The sequence below is a fragment of the Ruegeria sp. AP11 genome (assembly GCF_056535865.1).
In genome coordinates this window covers 2,217,043-2,236,973 of the sequence record NZ_JBQFJB010000001.1, presented here as the reverse complement: position 1 = coordinate 2,236,973, position 19,931 = coordinate 2,217,043, and the positions used below count along the sequence as shown (strand labels likewise).

General features: G+C 60.8%; 16 protein-coding genes. 9 read left to right on the top strand and 7 right to left on the bottom strand.

Going from position 1 to position 19,931, the window contains the following annotated elements; translation table 11 throughout:
• Nucleotides 1-185: 185 nt before the first annotated feature.
• Together ACR3E4_RS11305 and ACR3E4_RS11300 are read right to left on the bottom strand one after the other, a co-directional pair.
• Nucleotides 186-1,160 (bottom strand): LysR family transcriptional regulator, encoded by a 975-nt coding sequence (locus ACR3E4_RS11305; RefSeq protein WP_480535521.1) that lies wholly within the window; start codon nt 1,158-1,160, stop codon nt 186-188.
• Between the two features lie 166 nt (nt 1,161-1,326).
• Nucleotides 1,327-2,124, bottom strand: coding sequence for a ZrgA family zinc uptake protein (locus ACR3E4_RS11300; RefSeq protein WP_480535522.1), 798 nt, complete (start codon nt 2,122-2,124; stop codon nt 1,327-1,329).
• On the opposite strand from ACR3E4_RS11300, the gene ACR3E4_RS11295 reads away from it, so the two are divergent.
• From ACR3E4_RS11295 to speB, 9 genes are all read left to right on the top strand, one after another.
• Nucleotides 2,081-3,349, top strand: a complete 1,269-nt coding sequence (locus tag ACR3E4_RS11295) for an imelysin family protein (RefSeq protein ID WP_480535524.1) — start codon at nt 2,081-2,083, stop codon at nt 3,347-3,349. The genes ACR3E4_RS11300 and ACR3E4_RS11295 overlap by 44 nt on opposite strands.
• Nucleotides 3,340-3,606: a ferritin-like domain-containing protein gene (locus tag ACR3E4_RS11290; RefSeq protein ID WP_480567107.1), complete on the top strand. Its 267-nt coding sequence runs from the start codon at nt 3,340-3,342 to the stop codon at nt 3,604-3,606. The genes ACR3E4_RS11295 and ACR3E4_RS11290 overlap by 10 nt, the downstream gene beginning before the upstream one ends.
• Before the next feature lie 16 nt (nt 3,607-3,622).
• Complete coding sequence (locus ACR3E4_RS11285; RefSeq protein ID WP_480535525.1) at nt 3,623-5,128, top strand: di-heme oxidoreductase family protein; 1,506 nt, start codon at nt 3,623-3,625, stop codon at nt 5,126-5,128.
• Nucleotide 5,129: 1 nt separating this feature from the next.
• Complete coding sequence (locus ACR3E4_RS11280) at nt 5,130-6,140, top strand: imelysin family protein (protein WP_480535526.1); 1,011 nt, start codon at nt 5,130-5,132, stop codon at nt 6,138-6,140.
• A 3-nt stretch (nt 6,141-6,143) separates the two neighbouring features.
• On the top strand, nt 6,144-7,229 hold the full coding sequence (locus ACR3E4_RS11275; RefSeq protein WP_480535527.1) for a DUF1513 domain-containing protein: 1,086 nt from the start codon (nt 6,144-6,146) through the stop codon (nt 7,227-7,229).
• A gap of 101 nt (nt 7,230-7,330) precedes the next feature.
• Nucleotides 7,331-9,220, top strand: coding sequence for a biosynthetic arginine decarboxylase (gene speA, locus ACR3E4_RS11270; RefSeq protein WP_480535528.1), 1,890 nt, complete (start codon nt 7,331-7,333; stop codon nt 9,218-9,220).
• Between the two features lie 13 nt (nt 9,221-9,233).
• On the top strand, nt 9,234-10,445 hold the full coding sequence (locus tag ACR3E4_RS11265; RefSeq protein ID WP_480535530.1) for a saccharopine dehydrogenase family protein: 1,212 nt from the start codon (nt 9,234-9,236) through the stop codon (nt 10,443-10,445).
• Between the two features lie 85 nt (nt 10,446-10,530).
• The gene (gene nspC, locus ACR3E4_RS11260) at nt 10,531-11,700 is read left to right on the top strand and encodes a carboxynorspermidine decarboxylase (RefSeq protein ID WP_480535531.1); all 1,170 of its coding nucleotides are present in this window, start codon (nt 10,531-10,533) and stop codon (nt 11,698-11,700) included.
• Nucleotides 11,697-12,539 (top strand): agmatinase, encoded by an 843-nt coding sequence (gene speB, locus ACR3E4_RS11255; protein ID WP_480535532.1) that lies wholly within the window; start codon nt 11,697-11,699, stop codon nt 12,537-12,539. Before nspC ends, speB begins: the two co-directional genes overlap by 4 nt.
• 2 nt (nt 12,540-12,541) lie before the next feature.
• Here the strand turns inward: speB and lptF are convergent, their stop codons facing one another.
• The 5 genes from lptF to ACR3E4_RS11230 all read right to left on the bottom strand — a co-directional run bounded on the left by lptF (nt 12,542) and on the right by ACR3E4_RS11230 (nt 19,903).
• Entirely contained in the window at nt 12,542-13,678 is a 1,137-nt protein-coding gene (gene lptF / locus ACR3E4_RS11250) for an LPS export ABC transporter permease LptF (RefSeq protein ID WP_480535533.1), read from the bottom strand.
• Nucleotides 13,679-13,750: 72 nt separating this feature from the next.
• Entirely contained in the window at nt 13,751-15,166 is a 1,416-nt protein-coding gene (qhpG, locus tag ACR3E4_RS11245; protein ID WP_480535534.1) for a flavin-dependent monooxygenase QhpG, read from the bottom strand.
• Nucleotides 15,167-15,169: 3 nt separating this feature from the next.
• Nucleotides 15,170-16,480: a radical SAM protein gene (locus ACR3E4_RS11240; protein ID WP_480535535.1), complete on the bottom strand. Its 1,311-nt coding sequence runs from the start codon at nt 16,478-16,480 to the stop codon at nt 15,170-15,172.
• On the bottom strand, nt 16,477-18,237 hold the full coding sequence (locus tag ACR3E4_RS11235) for a ferritin-like domain-containing protein (RefSeq protein WP_480535536.1): 1,761 nt from the start codon (nt 18,235-18,237) through the stop codon (nt 16,477-16,479). Before ACR3E4_RS11235 ends, ACR3E4_RS11240 begins: the two co-directional genes overlap by 4 nt.
• On the bottom strand, nt 18,230-19,903 hold the full coding sequence (locus ACR3E4_RS11230; protein WP_480535537.1) for a hypothetical protein: 1,674 nt from the start codon (nt 19,901-19,903) through the stop codon (nt 18,230-18,232). Before ACR3E4_RS11230 ends, ACR3E4_RS11235 begins: the two co-directional genes overlap by 8 nt.
• Nucleotides 19,904-19,931: the final 28 nt, after the last annotated feature.

The following is a 19,931-nucleotide window of genomic DNA, read 5'->3' as shown; positions in this document are numbered from 1 at the left end:
AATAGTCACGTGATCCGCGAGATTGAAGGAATTTTATTCGTTGTTTTACTGATACTTGATGCGATAGGGCAGGTGCCGAAATCTTATTCGGTGACAGGTTTTCACAAATAGTTTGGCCCTTGTTACGCCCTGCAGCGAACATGCGCGGACATCGTCAGGCGATACCAGATCATAAGACCCGGGCTTCAGCAGTCGGAAGGGACCGGTTTCTTGACCAGATTCGCGTTGCGCGATGCAACGGTACCCTGCGGCGGGTCCAGATGAATATGCTTGCCCATCGCCTCGATGATCTCGGGGTCTGGATACTGCGGCCGGGTCAGCGCCCCCAGTTCCCGCATGTTCCCCTTGTCATCGAAGGGCAGAAAGGTCAGGCCAAACCCGTCGCGTTTGAACTGTTCGGCAGCGATGGCATTGACCATCGTGCAGGCCTCGCTTTGCGCCACATAGCGGCACACGGTTTCAAACCGGGCGGTGGTGACGTCAATGCCGGTCTCTTCCGCCACCGTTTCAGACGGCTTTGGCAGGTCCTGCTCAAGATCATAGCCGAAGGAGATTGGAAACCGGATCAACTGATCCGCCGGAACCTCATGCGCCCAGATACTGGTTCTGCGGCTCAGCGGGTGGCCCTTGCGCATCCCAAGATACAGCGGTTCGAGCCAGAGCGAAGTGAAATCCAAAGGTCGGGTTGAGCCGCGATAGATGTGATCGAAGCTTTTGCGTGCGATAAAGGCCATGTCGACGGAACGATCCTCGACCATCCTGGCCAGGGCGACGGGATATTCTTCGACGATGATGATCTTGCGATCCGGGGCCACCTGCGCGAACAGCGCGCGGAAATAGCGCGACAGATACGCAGCCAGGGTCGGTGTCATGCCCAAACGAATGGGCGGCAGCTCGGTCGTCTGGTGGCGACGCGCCAGGTCTCCGATACCATCCACGATCTCGACCACCTGCTGAGCGTGGGCAATCAGCTCCTGACCAAAACCGGTCAGATGAACGCCGTCTTTGCCGCGCTCGAAAATCGCAACCCCAAGTTCGGTCTCAAGCTTCCTGATCTGGTTCGACAATGCAGGCTGGCTGACCGCCACCGCCTGCGCGGCCCGCGTAAAATTCTGATGCTCGGCCACAGCAATAACGTATTGAAGATCGCGAAAGTTCATATCTTGTGGCTCAAATCAGTGTTTTGCCAGTGCGCGGACACGCCAACGCCGATCGGCTGGACGTCGCATCAAGCCTGCCCGCGTCACATCGGCGGGGCAACCTTCTTTCGCTCAGGTCTCAGATTTGTGAGGCGCTGTGTATCGCCCGGCAAATGCGGCGCGGCGCTTAAGGCAACGTCATCAGAGGCGCATCCCGCTGCACTTGAATATCCTGCGTTCCACCGGGCGAAGAAAGCTGAACCGTCAATTGCTGCGCGTCCGTGAACCGTTCGAAATAGGCAAACCGAATTGTTGTCAGCACCGCAATATCTTCACATTGCAGCAGGTAGTCGGCGTGAAACTCGTGATGGTCTGCACCGTCCCCGGACGGTTCTTCCTGCCCGAACGCATCCCCGACCAGCGCCACATTGGCCGAAGCGGTCATACACCCGGCCTCGGGCGGGATCTCGAATATTGTCAGCGGTTTTGACAGATCAGAGATCGCGTCGGCAACGCGCGACCGGTCCTCATCATTGTAGGTGGGATGTTCGAAGCCTACGATATCTGTTCCGGGCACTTTCAGGGCCAGCGTGATCTCATTTCCCAAAACCGACATCTCTAACCGCCCGACCTGATGGGTGTGCGTACTGGATGAACTGGCTTCCTGCGCCATCAAGCCGGCAGGAAGAAGAAAAAGAGAAACGGCCACACTCTTCATAACAATCACCACCAAAAACACCGCGTATTTTAGCCAATTTGTAGCGTCACGCAATAATGACACGGCCTTTCCGCCCTCCCCATTTATGGCGGGGTTCAATTGGGAGGTATTTCCGACAATAAAACTCAGGTTGACATTGTTGACTAATTCTATCAAGTAATTCCCTGTCCGTTCTGCCTTGGTGCAGGGCCCGCAAACAGATATTTCAGAAAGACCAAACCCCATGACCAGATTGTACGCCGCGACCAGCGCCCTGACCTTGTCCATCGCAGGTGCAGCCGCAGCCGAGGCGCCCTTAAAATCCGATGTCCTGAGCACTTATGCCAACATCGCCGAAGCGAAATACGAAGACAGCCTGATCGCCGCAAAGTCGCTGCAATCTGCGGTGAACGCGCTGATCTCCGGCCCGTCGGACGCAACCCTGAACGCCGCGCGCGCCGCCTGGATCGCAGCCCGCGTCCCCTATCAGCAGACCGAGGCCTATCGCTTTGGCAATGCCATCGTCGACGACTGGGAGGGTAAAGTGAACGCCTGGCCGCTGGACGAAGGACTGATCGATTACGTGGACGCCTCGTATGGTGGCCCCAGCGATGAAAACGAATTCGCCGTTCTGAACGTCATCGCCAACCCCAGCTTTGATCTGTCGGGCGAAACCATCGACGCTGCCGAGATCACCCCGGCGCTGCTGTCCGACACGCTGCACGAGGCGGACGGGATCGAGGCCAACGTGGCGACCGGATATCATGCCATCGAATTCCTGCTGTGGGGTCAGGACCTGAACGGCCACGACGCAGGCGCGGGCAACCGTCCCTACACCGACTATGTTCAGGGTGAAGACTGCACAAATGGCAATTGCGACCGCCGCGCCCAGTATCTGAGCGCCGCAACCGAACTGCTGATCAGCGATCTGGAATGGATGACCGCACAGTGGGCCGAAGATGGTGAGGCCCGCACGGCCCTGACCGCAGACGAAACCGCCGGTGTCAGCGCCATTCTGACCGGCATAGGCTCATTGTCCTATGGCGAACAGGCGGGTGAGCGTATGCGCCTTGGCCTGATGCTGAACGACCCCGAGGAAGAGCATGACTGCTTCTCGGACAACACCCATAACAGCCACTACTATGATGGCCTTGGTATCCAGAACGTCTATCTGGGCAGCTATACCCGCATCGATGGTACTCCGGTTTCGGGCGCATCGCTGTCGGATCTGGTCACCGCAACAGACCCGGCGCTGGATATCGAGATGAAGGCGAAGCTGGCCAACACCATGCAGGCTCTGGGCCGTATCAAATCGACTGCCGAGGGCGGTTTTGCTTATGATCAGATGCTGGAGCGCGGCAACGAAGGCGGCGAAGCGCTGATCATGGGCGGCGTTAACGGGCTGGTCGATCAGACCAAGACCATCGAGCGCATCGTGTCCACGCTGGAGCTTGACCAGATCGAGTTCGAAGGCTCGGACAGCCTGGATGATCCCAATGCGGTATTCCAATAAGCCCTGAACCTGCCCGGGGGCCAATACGCCCCCGGCGCGATCTGGCCGCCGAAACTGAGGCCAGAGCCATTTACCAGGAAGCGCGCAAATACTGCCGGGAAGCCGGTGGCTATGAGTCGATGTCATTGTTCGAGAACTTGATGTCGGATGAAGAGAGCCATATCGATTTCCTTGAAACGCAGTTCGACCTCTTTGAAAGGATCGGCGAAGCCAGCCATGCGCAACTCAACACATTCAAGATGGACGAAGGCGGGTAAGCTTGCCCTTATTTTGGTGGCCGCACTGGCGGCCGCCCCTGCACAGGCGGCTGAATCCGCAGAAACCGAGCTGCGGGACCTCCACCTCAACACTCTTCCCAGAACTGATGAAGAACGCGCCCGAATCGATGCGGCAACGACGGCGCCCGTGGATTTCAGCGCTCCTCAGGCGTTTGAGGCACTATCGGCGGGGGCTGCCACGGTTCGCGTGCGCTCTAACGCGGATGCATTCTCGCACCCTTCGGCCAATATTAGTTTCGAACAGGAACTGGATTTTAAGGTCGGCAACGGGCTGTTCAAGAAGATCTGGGTCTCTTCGCCTTCGTCGACATTGGCGTCAGATGGGCTGGGGCCTTTGTACAATGCCCGGTCCTGCCAGCGCTGCCATATCAAGGACGGGCGCGGGCATACGCCGAACGGGCCGGATGACAATGCGGTGTCGATGTTCCTGCGCGTCTCGATCCCCGGCGCGCCCGAAGATGCCCCGGCTGAAATCGCCGGCTATATCGCCACCTTGCCCGAACCGACCTATGGCGGGCAGATGCAGGATTTCGCGCTGGCGGGACATCCGGCGGAATACCGGTTGGACATCACCTATGAGGAACTTGAGGTGGAGCTATCTGATGGCGAGACCGCATCGCTGCGCCAACCAACTTATGAAGCCGCCGATCTGGGCTATGGCCCGCTTCACCCCAAGGCGATGCTCAGCCCCCGTGTTGCACCGCAGATGATCGGGCTTGGGCTGCTGGAATCGATCCCGGTCGAGGATCTGCTGGCCAAGGCCGATCCCGGGGATGCGGATGGCGACGGCATCTCGGGTCGCCCCAATATCGTCTGGTCGACCGAGTTTGATGCCCCCATGATGGGCCGCTTTGGTCATAAGGCGGGGATGCCCACAATCATGGAGCAGTCCGCCGCCGCCTTTGCCGGAGATATCGGTATTTCAAGCCCGCTGTTTCCCGCGCCCCATGGCGACTGCACGGCGCGACAGAACAATTGCATCAGCGCCCCGCATGGCGACGATGATGCACGTGGCAGCGAAATTGGCCAGGTCGGTATGGACCTCGTCGCCTTCTACAGCCGCAATCTGGGCGTGCCTGCGCGGCGCGACATCGATGACCCGCAAGTGCTGCGCGGCAAAGAGGTATTTTACACCACCGGCTGCGCCTCATGCCATACGCCTGCCTATGTCACCCATCGCATGGCCGACCGGCCCGAGCACAGTTTTCAACTGATCTGGCCCTATACCGACCTGCTGCTGCACGACATGGGCGAAGGGCTGGCGGACAACCGGCCCGAGTCGCGCGCGACGGGTCGCGAATGGCGCACGCCGCCCCTGTGGGGGATTGGCCTGACCGAGCGGGTGTCCGGCCATACCCAGTTTCTGCACGACGGGCGGGCGCGTTCGCTGCTCGAAGCGGTCCTCTGGCACGGGGGTGAGGCGCAGGCGGCCCGTGATACCGTGGTGTCGATGCCCAAACCCGACCGCGACGCCCTGATCCGTTTTCTGGAAAGCCTCTGACATGCGCACCCTATCGCTTGTGACCGCCCTGTTGCTGCCGCTGGCGGGTTACGCGCAGGACCGCGCGCCGATCCTGATGGACGCGGCCGAAAGCCACATCCTGCCACGCTTTGCCGGTCTGGCCGGGGCGACCGAGGCGTTGTCGAACGCGGCGCAGGCCGATTGCGCACCCGCCTCTGCCGAGCTGCGCGCCGCCTATAACGCAGCCTTCGACACCTGGATTTCTGCCAGTCACCTGCGTTTCGGCCCGACCGAGGTCGATGATCGCGCCTTTGCTCTGGCCTTCTGGCCTGACACCAAGGGGTTCACGCCCAAAGCCCTGTCCGGATTGATCGCCGCTGAAGACGAGGCCATCAAAGACCCGGATGCCTTCGCCGAGACCTCAATCGCCGGTCGGGGGTTCTTTGCGCTGGAACGGATGCTTTATGATCCTGCGATGGATGAACAGGGCAGCGCCGCATATCGCTGCGCGTTGATCCGCGCCATCACCACCGATATTGACCGAAACGCCGATACCATCAACGCCGATTGGCAAAGCTACGCACCGCAACTGACGGTACCGGGCGAAGACAGTCCTTATCGTACAGGCGACGAAGCGATGCAGGAACTGTTCAAAGCGCTGACCACCGGCCTGCAATTTACCTCGGACACACGGCTTGGCCGCCCGCTTGGCAGTTTCGACCGGCCGCGCCCGAAACGGGCCGAGGCGCGGCGGTCCGAGCGCTCTCTGCGCCATGTGGAACTGTCATTGATCGCCCTGCGTGATCTGGCCGCAAGGCTGTCCTTCGATCATCCTGACATCGCCGCCGATCTGGACGCGGCATTCGCAAAGGCGATTGCGCAGGCAGAGCGGCTGGATGATCCGGCCCTTGCCGGGGTCGCAGAACCGCAAGGCCGCTTCCGCGTCGAAGCGCTAAAGCAGTCGATCGACGATATTCGCACCATCGCCGCAACCGAGCTTGGCCCGACCCTTGGCATCAGCGCCGGTTTCAACTCGCTGGACGGGGACTGAGGTATGACCAGCCGTCGCGGATTTCTCGCCGGTCTGGCCGCCGCCACCATCGCGCCGATTAGGGGATGGGCCGCCGCGGGCTCACCAGATTACCTTGCTGCGGCGCTGTTTCCCGATGGCTCTTATCGTTTGGCCGGGCTGGACGCCGAAGGGACAATCCTGTTCAGTCAGACACTGCCGGATCGGGGCCATGCCGCAGCAGCCCACCCGCACAAGGCACAGGCAATTGCCTTTGCGCGCCGCCCCGGCACTTTCGCGCTGGTCATCGATTGCACCAGCGGCGAAAAGCTGCGTCAGTTGCAGGCCCCGGCGGGACGCCATTTCTATGGCCACGGCGTGTTTTCGGCAGACGCCGCGTGCTTTTTCACCACCGAGAATGATTATGAAGTCGGGGAAGGCGTGATCGGCGTCTGGGACGGGAACAGCTACGAGCGGTTGGGCGAATTCCCCTCGGGCGGCGTCGGCCCGCATGACATGCGGCTGATGCCGGACGGCAAATCTCTGGTCATCGCCAATGGCGGCATCGAGACCCACCCGGATATGGGGCGCAGCAAGCTAAACCTGCCAGTGATGGAACCCCGGCTCAGCTATCTGGACCTGTCGGGTTCAGTTCTGGAACAGGTGACCCTGCAACCAGAACTGCACAAGAATTCAATTCGGCATCTGAGCGTGCGGGCTGACGGTCTGGTTGGCTTTGCCATGCAATGGCAGGGGGCAAAGACTGAATACCCGCCCCTGCTGGGTCTGCACCGTCGGGGCGGTACAGCGCGATTGCTATCTGCGCCAGAGGATCGGCAGAGCAGATTGCAGGGATACGCGGGAAGCATCGCCTTCGCGGCCAGCGGCGACACCATCGCGATCACCTGCCCTCGCGGCGATACGCTGCACTATTTCGACGTCGAAAGCAGCGCGTTTTCGGGCGCGGTGGCTCAGACCGACGTGTGTGGACTGGGCGCTGGCCGGAACGGATTGGTCTTTACAACCGGTACCGGAGCGTTCGGTACGCTTGACCGGGGCACGGATAAAATCACTGTGCGCAACCGGTGCCAATGGGACAACCACCTGATCCCCATCCGTTCTTTCGCATGAAATTCGGCATTCGCTGTCACATAGTTTACACTTGGAAGAATCAAACTGCTGCCGTATTGGCGGGCGCGAAACTGGTACGCTCACGTTAAGGACCGACTTGATTGAAACACACGCCCGACGCACCGCATTCCATCTACGGGGTTGAGAAATGGGGCCGGGGCCTCATCGAGGTGACGGAGCAGGGCGAGATCGGTCTGCGCAATCCGATGGTGCCCGAGGCGGACGCCATCAGCCTGCCCGGCATTCTCAGCGATCTGGACGACCGCGGCATCAAAGCCCCGATGGTTCTGCGCGTGACATCCTATCTGGAACACGAAATCGCCCATCTGAACGAAAGCTTTGCCGAGGCAATTGCGCGCGTGGGGTACAAGGGCAGCTATCGCGGCGTCTTTCCGATCAAGGTAAACCAGCAGGCGCAGGTGGTCGACCGGATCGTCGAGTACGGCAAGACCTACAATTACGGGCTTGAGGCCGGATCAAAGCCGGAACTGGTCGTGGCCCTGGCACATCGTCTGGCCCCCGAAGCGCTGATCGTCTGCAACGGCGTCAAGGATGCCGAGTTCATCCAACTGGCGATCCTGTCCCGTAAAATCGGGTTCAATACTGTCATCGTGCTGGAAAGCCCGAAAGAGGCCGACACGGTGATCGAGGTTTATAACGAATTGGGCATCGAACCGCTGATCGGCGTGCGGGTAAAACTGACCAATCAGATCAGCGGCAAATGGGAAGAAAGCTCGGGCGACCGCTCGGCCTTTGGCATGAATACCGACCAACTGGTCGCCACGGTGGACAAGCTGAAAGCAGCCGGTTTGCTGCATTGCCTGAAACTGCAACACTCGCATCTGGGATCTCAGGTGCAGGACGTCAACGACGTGCGCCGCGCCGTGGGCGAGGCGTGCCGCTATTACACCGAACTGACACGTGAGGGTGTGCCGCTGACCCATCTGGATCTCGGCGGCGGCATGGGCGTGGACTATACCGGCGAGAAAAAGGCGGCAGAGAACTCGATCAACTACACGGTTGAGGAATATTGCGCCAACGTGGTGGAAACCGTCGCCTACGCGATGGACGAAGCCGAAATCGCCCATCCCACGCTGGTAACCGAAAGCGGCCGCGCAGTGGTGGCGACATCCTCGATGCTTCTGTTCAATGTGCTGGAAAGCACACTCTATGACGCGCCCAACGGCCCCGAGGTTGAGGCGGACGATCACCATCTGGTCTCGGACCTTGCCGCCGTGCATGGTTATTTGTCCAGCGACCGGTTGCAGGAATGCTGGAACGACGCCACATTCTATCGCAACGAGCTGCGCGCGCTGTTCCGCCGCGGCTATGTTGACCTGCGGCAGATGGCCCGCGCCGAACGCATCTACCTGTCGCTGATGTCCCGCCTCAAGGCGCTGGCTGCCAGTGACGATCTGGAAACCGATCTAGATGACCAGCTTGAGAAGGTAGCAGATATCTACCACTGCAACTTTTCGCTGTTTCAATCGCTTCCGGATGTCTGGGCTATCGACCAGTTGCACCCGATCGTGCCGCTGCAAAGGCTGAACGAAACCCCCGACCGCCGCGCGGTGCTGTCCGACATCACCTGCGACAGCGACGGCAAGATCGACCGGTTCATTCTGGCCGATGGCGTCTCGCCCAGCCTGCCGGTGCATTCCCTACCCGAGGACGACGAATACTTCATGGGCGTTTTCTTCGTCGGCGCTTATCAGGAAACGCTGGGCGATCTGCACAACCTGTTCGGCGATACCAACGTGGTCACCATCGACCTGCGCGCAGACGGAGGCTTCGACCTGCTGCACGAACAAGAGGGCGATACGATTTCCCAGGTCATGTCCTATGTTGAATTCGACCCGCAGGATTGCGTCGCCGCCTTCCGCAAAATGGTGGACGAGGCGATTTCGACCGGTACTCTGAAAGCCAAGGACCGCAAAACCCTGATGAGCGCCTACCGCGACTCGATCAACGGCTACACCTATTACGAATAAGAGGAGAGACACCATGGGCAAAACACTGGTTGTCGGCGCAGGCGGCGTATCCCACGCCGCTGTGCACAAGATGGCGATGAACTCGGACATCTTTACCGAAATCACTCTGGCCAGCCGCACGAAATCGAAATGCGACGCCATCGCCAAAGCGGTAAAAGAACGTGTGGGCGTCGACATCAAGACTGCCGAACTGGACGCGTACAAAGTCGCGGACACCGTGACGCTGATCAAGGACACCGGGGCCGAGATCCTCGTGAACCTCGCCCTGCCCTATCAGGATCTGGTGCTGATGGACGCCTGCCTTGAGGCCGGTATCCACTATCTCGACACCGCGAATTATGAGCCCGAGGATGAGGCCAAGTTCGAATACCACTGGCAGTGGGCCTATCAGGAACGGTTCAAAGAGGCCGGGCTAACCGCTATCCTCGGCTCGGGCTTCGATCCGGGTGTGACCAGCGTGTTCGCCAAATGGCTGAAGAAGCACAAGCTGGATACGATCCGTCAGATCGACGTGCTGGATGCCAATGGCGGCAGCAACGATCAGGAATTCGCCACCAACTTCAACCCCGAGATCAACCTGCGCGAAGTGCTGGCCGAAGTGCGCCACTGGGAAAATGGCGCGTGGCAGCACAGCCCGGCGATGACCCACAAGGTCGAATTCGACTTCCCCGCCATCGGCCTCAAGAACATGTACCTGATGTATCACGAGGAACTGGAATCGCTTTCGACCCACTTCCCCGAGATCGAGCGCGCTCGCTTCTGGATGACCTTCGGCGATGCCTACATCACCCACGCCAAAGTGCTTGAAAACGTGGGCATGACCCGCATCGATCCGGTGATGCATGACGGTAAGGAAATCATCCCGATCCAGTTCCTGAAAACCCTGCTGCCCGATCCCGGCGATCTGGGCGCGGAGACCAAGGGCAAAGCCTGCATCGGTGACATCGCCACAGGTCAGGCCAAGGACGGCTCGGGCGAGAAAACCTATTACATCTACAACATCTGCGACCACGAGGAATGCTACGCCGAGGTCGGCTCCCAGGCCGTCAGCTACACCACCGGCGTCCCCGCCATGATCGGCGCGGCGCAAGTCCTGAAAGGCAACTGGCGCGATCCCGGCGTCTGGAACATGGAACAGCTCGACCCGGATGATTTCATGGACATGCTGAACGAACACGGCCTTCCTTGGCAGGTCCACGAACTCGACGGCCCGGTCGAATTCTGATCCGCCGTAGCTCCATCTGGCTAATAATATCCCGGGGGTCCGGGGGCAGCGCCCCTGGCCTCTCCAAAACTCGGAGACGCCGGATATGTCCGACATGATGACCACACAGGCCGGAGATGCCGGAGCCTTCCGCAATTTCGACCTGACCCGCGTTCCCACGCCCTGTTTCGTGGTCGACGAAAAAGCGGTCGAACGCAACCTGACCATCCTATCCGATATCGGCGCCCGCTCAGGCGCGCATGTGCTCGGCGCGCTTAAGGCGTTTTCGATGTTCTCGCTGGCCCCTTTGGTTCGCCAGCACCTCGGCGGCACTTGTGCCAGTGGTATCTACGAGGCACGTCTGGGCCGCGAAGAATATGGTGGCGAAGTTGCAACCTTCTGCGCCGGATACAAAGACGCGGATATCGACGACATCCTGTCCCTGTCCGACCACATCATCTTCAACTCTCCGGCGCAAAAGGACCGGTTCCTCGCCAAGGCCCAAGCCGCAAACGTTCAGGTCGGCCTGCGCATCAACCCGGAACATTCCGAAGGCGAGATACCGAAATACGACCCCTGCGCGCCATGTTCGCGGCTGGGAACGCCGGTCAGTCAATTGACTGCGGAAGCTCTGCACGGGGTCGACGGCCTGCACATGCATACGCTCTGCGAACAGGGGTTCGAACCTCTGCAACGCACTTGGGCTGCGGTCGAGCCGAAACTCAAACCCTTCCTCGACCAGCTCAAATGGTTGAATTTCGGCGGTGGCCACCACATCACCCGCGACGACTATGACCGCGACGGGCTGGTGGCGTTCCTCAAGGATATCCGCGAAACATATGACATCGACGTCTATCTCGAACCCGGCGAAGCGGTGGCTCTGGACGCGGGCATTCTGGTTGGTGAAATCCTCGACCTGCCGACCAATGGCATGACCCTAGCGATCACCGATATATCAGCCACCTGCCACATGCCCGACGTGATCGAGGCCCCCTATCGCCCCGCCCTGCTGGACGAGGCCGAGGCGGGCCACACCTACCGGCTGGGTGGTCCTTCCTGCCTGGCGGGCGATGTGATCGGCGACTACACTTGGGACCAGCCATTGCAGATCGGTCAACGCTTTGCCTTCCTCGATCAGGCGCATTACTCGATGGTCAAGACCAACACGTTCAATGGTGTGCCCCTGCCCACCATTGCCCTGTGGAACAGCGAAACGGACGAACTGAAGATCATCAAGCAGTTCGGCTATGACGACTTCAAAGAAAGACTCTCATGAGCATTTTCCTCGACAGTGAACTGACCGCATCCGAGCGCACTGAAGACGCGCGCTTCCGGGTAATCCCGGTGCCGCTGGAACGTACCGTCTCATACGGCTCTGGCACCGCCAAGGGCCCCGAAGCAATCATCGAAGCCAGCAACGAGCTGGAACGCATCACCGGCCACGCCGAACCCTGTGTCGAGGGGATTTTTACCGAAGAACCTCTGGATTGCGACGCCGCCCTGCCCGAGATCATGGAACGCCTTGCGCAACGCACCGAGGCCGCCGTGCGTGCGGGCAAGGTGCCGGTCACGCTGGGGGGCGAGCATTCGCTCAGCTACGGCGCAGTGATGGGGGTGGCGCGCGCGCTGAACCAGCCCATCGGCATCGTGCAGATCGACGCCCATGCCGACCTGCGCAACGCCTATCAGGGCGAGAAACACTCTCATGCCTCGGTCATGCATCTGCTGGCCGAGGAAGGCATCCGGCTGGCCCAATTCGGTGTGCGTGCCTTCTCGACAGAAGAGGCACAAAGCCGTCTGCGCAACCATGTCTTCCACGTCGATGCCGAGGAACTGGTGACCGGTCATATCCACGCCGTCGACCTGCCCGAGGATTTCCCCGAACTGGTCTATGTCAGTTTCGATGTCGATGGTCTGGATCCGGCGCAGATGCCCGCGACCGGCACGCCCGTCCCCGGAGGCCTGGGGTATTATCAGGCGCTGCGGCTGGTCGAACACGCGCTAAGGGGCCGCAAATGCGTGGGGTTCGACGTGGTCGAACTGGCCCCCAATGGCAATGCCGCGTGGGATTTCACTGCAGCCCAGATCGTCTATCGCCTGATGGCGTCCTGTTAGGATCAGGCCGTGGTCAACCCGGCCTCAGCCCTGGCGCGCCGTCTGAACCAGGGGCGTCCGGCAACCGACAGGAAAAGTCCGGACAGAACGACGCCAATCAGCGCAGGGAGATAGAGCAGGAACCAGAACCTGGGGTTTTCAATCACCAACGGTGCCACAAATCCCCGCACACCTTCCAGCAGCACCAGAATGGTAAACGCGCCAAATATCTGCGGCCAGAGCCCAAAGCGCGAGAAGCTACCCAGCATTAGCGCCGAATACCCCACCAGCGCAATCGCGACGCAGATCGCCACCCACGAGAACCGCTGATGCAGTTCCTCGACCAGTTGCCCGATCGAGTGTCCATCGGTTTCGGCGACGATCGCCATATTCTGGATGAGTTCGATCGTCGGAACAGCCTCGAGGCTGCGACTGCCCATGTCCGATGTGATGGTCAGCTCTGAAATATCGTATGATGCATCTTCGAACAATGTCGATGACAGCGTGTTGCCCGCCCTGTCATATCTAAGGGCCACGCCGTCAAGCATCACCAGATGGATGCCCGTGCTTTGGGTGACCAGATAAGCGGTGGCGCTGGAATAACTGACAGGATTGGCCTTCACCCGCCGGTCCGAGACAAAGACCTCGTGCATGGTTCCGTCCAGATCGATGCTACCGATGTAGACAGTCACGCCCTTTGCGGGGTGCAGAAACTCACCCTCGTTCAGCAATTGCGCGGTCACGTCGCCTGCAACTTCGGCCTGTCTTTGTTCCAGTTGCTCGACCGAGGCGGGTCGCAGGAACACGCTGATCACGGCCATCATCAGCCCCGCGCACAGCCCAAACATCAAAACCGCCCGCGCCAGCCGCCACGGGCTGGAGCCGGTGGCCAGCATCACCGTCATCTCGCTTTCGCGGCTCAGCCGGTTGGTGGCGTAGACAGCGGCGGCAAACACGGCCATCGGCATCACCGTCCGGATCAGCGTCGGCAGGGTCAGGGCGGTGAATTCCAGAAACACCAGCGCCGACTGACCACCGCTGATCACCCGGTCAAACAAGCTGACCGAGCGTGTGATCCAGAAGACTCCAACAAGCACCAGGGTAAAAAAGCCGAACAGCACCAGCAATTGCCGCAGGAAATACCCATCAAAACGCGACATGCGACCTCTTGTTTCTTGGCGGTTGGCGTTGCGGCGGACCTTATGCCATTCAGAGGACCGAGGAAACCGTGATTAAGCAAGGTCGCGGATCGGCGCCAAAACCCGGTGGTACCACAGCCAGCGCAGCACGCGGGACGCGCGGGGCGGGTCCAATACATCCGACCAGATTGCAACGATTTCGGCTGCGGTTGACCGGGGCCGCAATCGTTCCAGCAAAGGCGCGACCCAGACGCCTTCGAGGTTTGCAACCGGACGGGGCAGGTTGGGATGGGTCAGCACGAGGCCGGGCGCGATAGCGGTGGCCGTCTGCACTCCGGCGGTCACCAACCCGGCCTCCGGCGACAGCATCAGGGGTTGATGCGCGGGCAAATCATCAAGGTTCGGGTCCAAAAGCGACGGCTTCAACCAATCCACCGGTTGCGCGCGATCGGCCCAGAAGGGGGCTGGATCAATGGCTTGTTGCCGCGCATAGAAATCCGCAGACAGGGCCGCATGGGTCTGAATACGTTCGATCTGCCGATCGGCATAGAAGGACAAAGCCAGATCGCTATGTTCTGGGGTTTCCAACAGAGTGTTCACCACTGCCGCAGCTTGCACCGCCTGCCCCATCGCCAGTTGCAACCCCTGCGACGACAGCGCGTCGACCGAGAAACTGGCCTCTCCGACCCGCAGAAGATCCGATGTCGGAGGCGTCGTTTCGGCGCGGCTGGTTGCATCGGTACGCCGCACCGGCCCGATCCGGCGCTGTTCCAGACAGGGCGACAACAGAGTCGATTGCGCCAGCAGATTCAGATACAGATCACGCCGGCCTGCAGGCGACAGCCCGGTACAAGCGTCGGGGTCAACAAAAACCATGGCGTTGACCACTCCGCCGGGCAAAAGCGCGCCCCAGTACCAATGCGACGCCCCAGCCTCGACCCGGGCTTGCGGACCGAAACCCGGCGGCACCTGCCAATAGGCATAAAGCGCCAGCAAAGGTTGGGAGGCGGGGCGGAACCGGCGGCCCAGCCCGGCTTGCCGTCCGGCAGCGTCCAGAAGAACTTGCGCCCTGACCTGAAAGGCATCCGTGTCGGTGCGGACCGGGATATTCCACCCTGCCCCTTGGCGCGTCGGGCGGTAAGCGCGGGCGGGCTGGACGATCTGAACCCCTGCTGTACGCGCTGTGTGCAACAGGATTGCGTCGAAATGGCCCCGATCCACCAAAAGCCCGGGGGTGTCGCCCTCGACGCCGCGACGTTCAAACGCTCCGGCCCAATGCAATAGCGACCCGGCTGCGCGCAGAAACCCGGCCTGCGCGACAGCTGCGTCGACCCCCAGCAGGTTCAGGATCGGCCAGATCGAGGGGGGCAGAGACTCGCCCACATGCTGGCGCGGGAAGGTGTGGCGCTCGATCAGGCAGACGCCGCGGCCCAGTTGCGCCAGTCTCAGCGCGGCGGCGCTGCCGGCCGGACCGCCGCCGATGACACAGATTTCAGTCTCTATCGTCATCGGTCAGGCAGAGGCCGCCTGCGCGGTTGCGCCGAAATAATCCGGGCGCGCTTCGGACAAGCGGACATAGGCCTGCAGGCAATAGTGCAACCAACCGCGAATGTAGTCACACGCCGGGCGCCCGCGGTGGATGACTTCGTGATGACACCCGCCGCCGCACAGATAGCGTGCCCAGCAGGTACTGCAGGGGGATTGGGTGTGGACGTGCCGGTCTGCTAACCAGTCTTCTCGCCGCAGATCAGGGCCATCATAGACGTTGCCCATGGCCCCGGCCTCGTCTTCGACAAAGCGATGGCAGGCGAACAGGCCGCCATCAGCGGATACGCCAAAATACCCGCCGCCCGCTCCGCAGGCATAGGGGCGGTGGGTGCCGCGATGAATCTCCTGCATTGCCGCCGCCATGTTCGAGAACGGATAGCGTCGCCCCTGGATCACCGCGCCCTCGAACACCTCGCCGCAGCGGATCATCTGCGTCAGCATCTCGTCCAGATCGTTCCGATCCAGCTCATGCCGCCCGTTGGGCGAGGCCAGCATCGGTGAAAACCCGATGGAATGGAAACCCATCCTGACAAACCGATCCAGCGTCTCGGGCAGGTTCATATTCTGCGGCGTGACCGTGACCCGAGCCCCGACCTGCATACGGTGTTGTGCGGCCAGCAGGGGTTCGACCCGTTTCAGGATCGTATCGAAACTGCCGCGCCCACCGCGATTGGGGCGCAGCTTGTCATGCACCTCACCCACACCATCCAGACTGATCGTGACGGCAAAGCCATGCGCCTCAAAAAAAGCGGCGTCCTCGGGGCGCAGCAGCGTCCCGTTGGTGGTGATCGAAAAGCCAACGCTCAATCCGTTTGCCTGCGCCTGATCCACGGCATAATCCGTAGTACGTCGCACCAGATCGCGGTTGATCAGGGGTTCCCCGCCCAGAAAGGCGAGGTTGATCCGCACGCCCGGTTCAGCCTCGGCCACCAGCCGGTCGACCGAAGCTTTGGCGACCTCCCACTCCATATTCCGCGCCGGGCCGCCAAACTCTCCGCCCGCCGCATAGCAATAGGTGCAGGCCAGATTGCATTTCTGTGCCACTGCCAGCGACAGCGACCGCACCGGCATGTCTTGCGGCGGAGCGTCGTTGATAAACGGCGTACCATCCAGCCCCATTGACCTGAGGAACGCGCTTTGGCCAGGCGCATCCATCGCCGCGAACCGGCCCGATGTTCCCGCAGGCACATCGAACACGCGCGAGCCATCGACGGCCAGCATGTGATCCCCATGCCCGCTGTCAAAGAAATGCACCTGCGCGGCGGGTGGGATCACGCCTTGCCCTCCGTCCAGAACGGAATGCCGATCCCTTTGGCGGCCAGTGCTTCACCCTCGACGCGGAACAGCTTCATGTCGTCGCGCACCTGCTGGATATAGGTCTGGGAGTCTTCGAGCTTGCCTTCAGCCTCAAGCGTATACGCTTTGGCCAGACCATCCTTGACCCTGGCATACAGATCCAGCGCCGCTTTGGCCTGCGCCTCGGTCCCGACTTCGATCTGGCGCAGATAGGCCGGTGTGCCCTCGCCCGTGTCGTACTTGCCCAGAACGTCCTTCATCTGGCTGAAGCGCAGGAAATGCTCGTCCCCGTCGGTGTCGATCCGCACCGCCAACGCATAGAGGCGGCGTTCAGGGAATAAATCCTCCTGCTCCAAAGTCGCCACGCATTGCGCATAGGCACGGTCGATAAAGCCGCCGGGGCGCTCGATCTCGATGAAATCCGCAAGCGCCTCGGCTGTCAAAGGCCGCAGCGCGCGGGGCTGCGTCTTACCCTTGCCCGCCGGCAAGGTTTCGGATGGAGTCAGGATGGGTTCATAGCCCTCCGGCTCAAGCTCCCACAGCAGTTGGTTCGCCCAGCGCATATGGGTCATCTCGCCAATCGCAACCTCCAGAACCGAGCGGCGGGCGAAGATCAGGTCGTCCTTCAACGTCGGCCATTTCCTGGTATCCGCCGTCTCTGGGTCGGCCAGCGAGAAATAGGCATAGAGATATTGCAGGCTCAGCGTCATCTCCATCGCCGCCAGACGGGTTTTGAGGTCTTCGATCATCTCCTCGGGCGTGTCATAGGGATCGACGCCCTGCATTTCAGGATCGACCTCATAGACCTCGCCGGTTTCGCGACCCTCGACCACGATGGGCAGCTCGCTCCACATCTGGTTCACCTGATAGTGGTCGATCTGATAAGGGCGGTTCTGCTCCACCGTGTTCAGCGCCGCCACGTTGCCCGATGGCGACTTGTCCGAACGCAACCAGTCCAGATAGGTTTCGGCCTCAATCGGGTTTTTGGACTGGCCCGAAGGCAACTGATCGTCATGCGCCACCTCTGCCATCACCACATCGGGGTGGTTCGAGGGCCAGTAATGACAGCCGCAATCGCGGAAATCATGGGACCACGGGTTGCACAGGCTCTGCGTCAGTTCACCGGGATCATAGGCGGCGCTGAAAACGCCCGCCTCGGTCCGGTACTGGCGGCGGAACCCGTGCAGGATGACCTGTTCGGCATCCACTTCGCCTTCGTGATTGCGGCGCTCCAATGCTATGCTGACCGGTTTGTCGTCACCATGTTCCAGACTGCGAATAAACCGCCAGATCATCAGCCCGTCGTAAGGTTTATTATCTTCATCCCTGAAGGTAATACGCTTGCCGCTTTGTTCGACCCAGGACAGAAACCAGCGCCCCTGACTGAGATTTGCGCCTACTTCACCACTATAAGCTTCCAACAGAGTCTGCACCCAGTCTTCGGGGCTGTTATCGGGCAGCATCGGGTCGTAAAAGTAATCGACGAACACCAGATGGAAGCCCTGCGAATTCTTCGGCGCTTCGGGCACGGGGTTCAGCGGCACCCGCGCCGCGTTGAACACAAGACCGGGAAAGAACCGGCGGTCGAGGTTGCGCACATCCATTTCCAGACCGGGAAAGCAATTGCCTACCGATCCGTCCAGCCGCGTGTTGTCGGGGTTGCCCGGCACTTTATAGGCCGCACGCGCGGTCAGGTTGCGGGGTTTGACGCGGATTTGGCCGGGTTGATCAGACATTCTGAGCCTCCGATTCCTGTGCAACCAGATAGTCGATGAACGAGATCACCAGATGATATTGCCTGCGTGACAGAGACAGCGGGTAATAGTTGGAATCGCGCATATAGGGCGGCATCCGAGCATCGTGCATCGAGTCGCGGATGATCCGCGGATCGCGGAATTCCGGGTTCGGGGCCTGATCCGGGTTCGGGTCGGTTTCAAGCTCGGTCAGGATGCCGTAAGGCGGGCGTAGCAGCGTTTTCACGAAATCCGGGCGGCGGCGCAAGAAATCCAGCAGGTTCGCCTCGTCAATCAACTGTTCATGTACGAATTTCGTGGCCACCGTGTAAGGCAACCGGTCATTGGGCACCGAGTTCGAAAACACCGAGATCGGCTGCGGACGGATCAGTTCGTCGATTTTGTCCGGTGGCCTTGCGTCCTCTTCGGTCATGGATTTGGCATCGGTCGACGGCAGGCCCGGCGTCACGGGTATGTCGGTCTTGGCCTGCAGCTTGGCGTTGTCTTTCAGACCCTGCGCGCGGATATCGTCGAGGTTGATCAGACTGTTGGTCTCGAACGCGCGGCGAAAAATGTCGACCACTTCGGTCTTGGCCTGCGTGTAATTTCCTTCGGTCACCGAAATCAGCGACAGATCGCGGTCGGCCAGATCATCTTCAAGGCTGTAGAAGGGCCGCGCATCCGGTGCGAAATCGGGCGGGCCGGTCATGATCGTGGCGCGCGCTGTCAGGCGTTCGCCGCGTACGGCCAGCGTCGCCTCAATCACGCCGTCGCTGGTGTCATCGGCCACTCCCCAGGATTGGTCATTGCCGACGCGCGCGCCATCATAGCTGTCATGTGGCTCGGGGTCGTCTGAGGTGCCGGACATCATGATCCATTTCGACCAAGGCGTGTCGGGGTTCAGGATACGGTTCTGCTCGGGCACGATCTCATGAATACGGCCATATTCCGATTTCGGCGGGTCGTTCTGGTATCCCGGCACCGCCAGCGTTGCCGGGCCGTAGGCGGCATCGGGCGGGCCATAAACCTCGCCCTTGGGCGGCATGAACCGCAGGCGCAGGATGCTGCGGTCGATGAACTCTCCTTCCACCGGCTCGTCGTGCCCCTGCACCGGATGCATCGCACGAATCGAGCCCAGCGGAATCGGATTGTGCTCATAGACCATCGGCTGCTGTTCGGAGGTGTACGGGCTGAAGGCCAACAAAGGTTTGGGGGTGAAATCCTGCCCAGCGATCTCGACCCGCGCGCGAAACCCACAGGCCGCGTCGCCAGTGCGCCGCTCGGCCTTGGTGTTGCCGACGGTGACCGAATAGCGCACGTTCTGCAGCGACAGGCCCTGCCCCTCAAGCAGGTTCAGGGTCACCGGCGTCTCATAAACCTCACCCGTTTCAGCGTCATGCATCCGCGCCCAAAGCTCAAAGAACGGGGCAACCGGACGCAGCGCACCGCCTTCGTCGCGAAAGCGGATCGTGTCGGGATCGGGAAGATAGGCTGAAACGCTGCCATCTTCGACTTCGCGCAGGGTTATGTTCGACCGGATGACCGTCTTGTTGTTGCCATGAGCATCCATGTCCTGCTGCCACTCATAGCTTTCCAGCGGCGTTTCACCTGGCCCCAGACGGGCAACCGCCATGGGCGGCAGAAAGAAAATCTCCTGTATCGTGTCCATGCTGGGCCCTCCCCCGTTTGGCCGTGAT

Bases quoted from the DNA above. Each gene is read 5' to 3' on its own strand.
- lptF (WP_480535533.1), bottom strand. From the start codon at position 13,678: ATGTCGCGTTTTGATGGGTATTTCCTGCGGCAATTGCTGGTGCTGTTC.
- ACR3E4_RS11275 (WP_480535527.1), top strand. From the start codon at position 6,144: ATGACCAGCCGTCGCGGATTTCTCGCCGGTCTGGCCGCCGCCACCATC.
- qhpG (WP_480535534.1), bottom strand. From the start codon at position 15,166: ATGACGATAGAGACTGAAATCTGTGTCATCGGCGGCGGTCCGGCCGGC.
- ACR3E4_RS11300 (WP_480535522.1), bottom strand. From the start codon at position 2,124: ATGGACAAGGTCAGGGCGCTGGTCGCGGCGTACAATCTGGTCATGGGG.
- ACR3E4_RS11280 (WP_480535526.1), top strand. From the start codon at position 5,130: ATGCGCACCCTATCGCTTGTGACCGCCCTGTTGCTGCCGCTGGCGGGT.
- speB (WP_480535532.1), top strand. From the start codon at position 11,697: ATGAGCATTTTCCTCGACAGTGAACTGACCGCATCCGAGCGCACTGAA.
- ACR3E4_RS11265 (WP_480535530.1), top strand. From the start codon at position 9,234: ATGGGCAAAACACTGGTTGTCGGCGCAGGCGGCGTATCCCACGCCGCT.
- ACR3E4_RS11230 (WP_480535537.1), bottom strand. From the start codon at position 19,903: ATGGACACGATACAGGAGATTTTCTTTCTGCCGCCCATGGCGGTTGCC.
- nspC (WP_480535531.1), top strand. From the start codon at position 10,531: ATGTCCGACATGATGACCACACAGGCCGGAGATGCCGGAGCCTTCCGC.
- ACR3E4_RS11305 (WP_480535521.1), bottom strand. From the start codon at position 1,160: ATGAACTTTCGCGATCTTCAATACGTTATTGCTGTGGCCGAGCATCAG.
- ACR3E4_RS11295 (WP_480535524.1), top strand. From the start codon at position 2,081: ATGACCAGATTGTACGCCGCGACCAGCGCCCTGACCTTGTCCATCGCA.
- ACR3E4_RS11235 (WP_480535536.1), bottom strand. From the start codon at position 18,237: ATGTCTGATCAACCCGGCCAAATCCGCGTCAAACCCCGCAACCTGACC.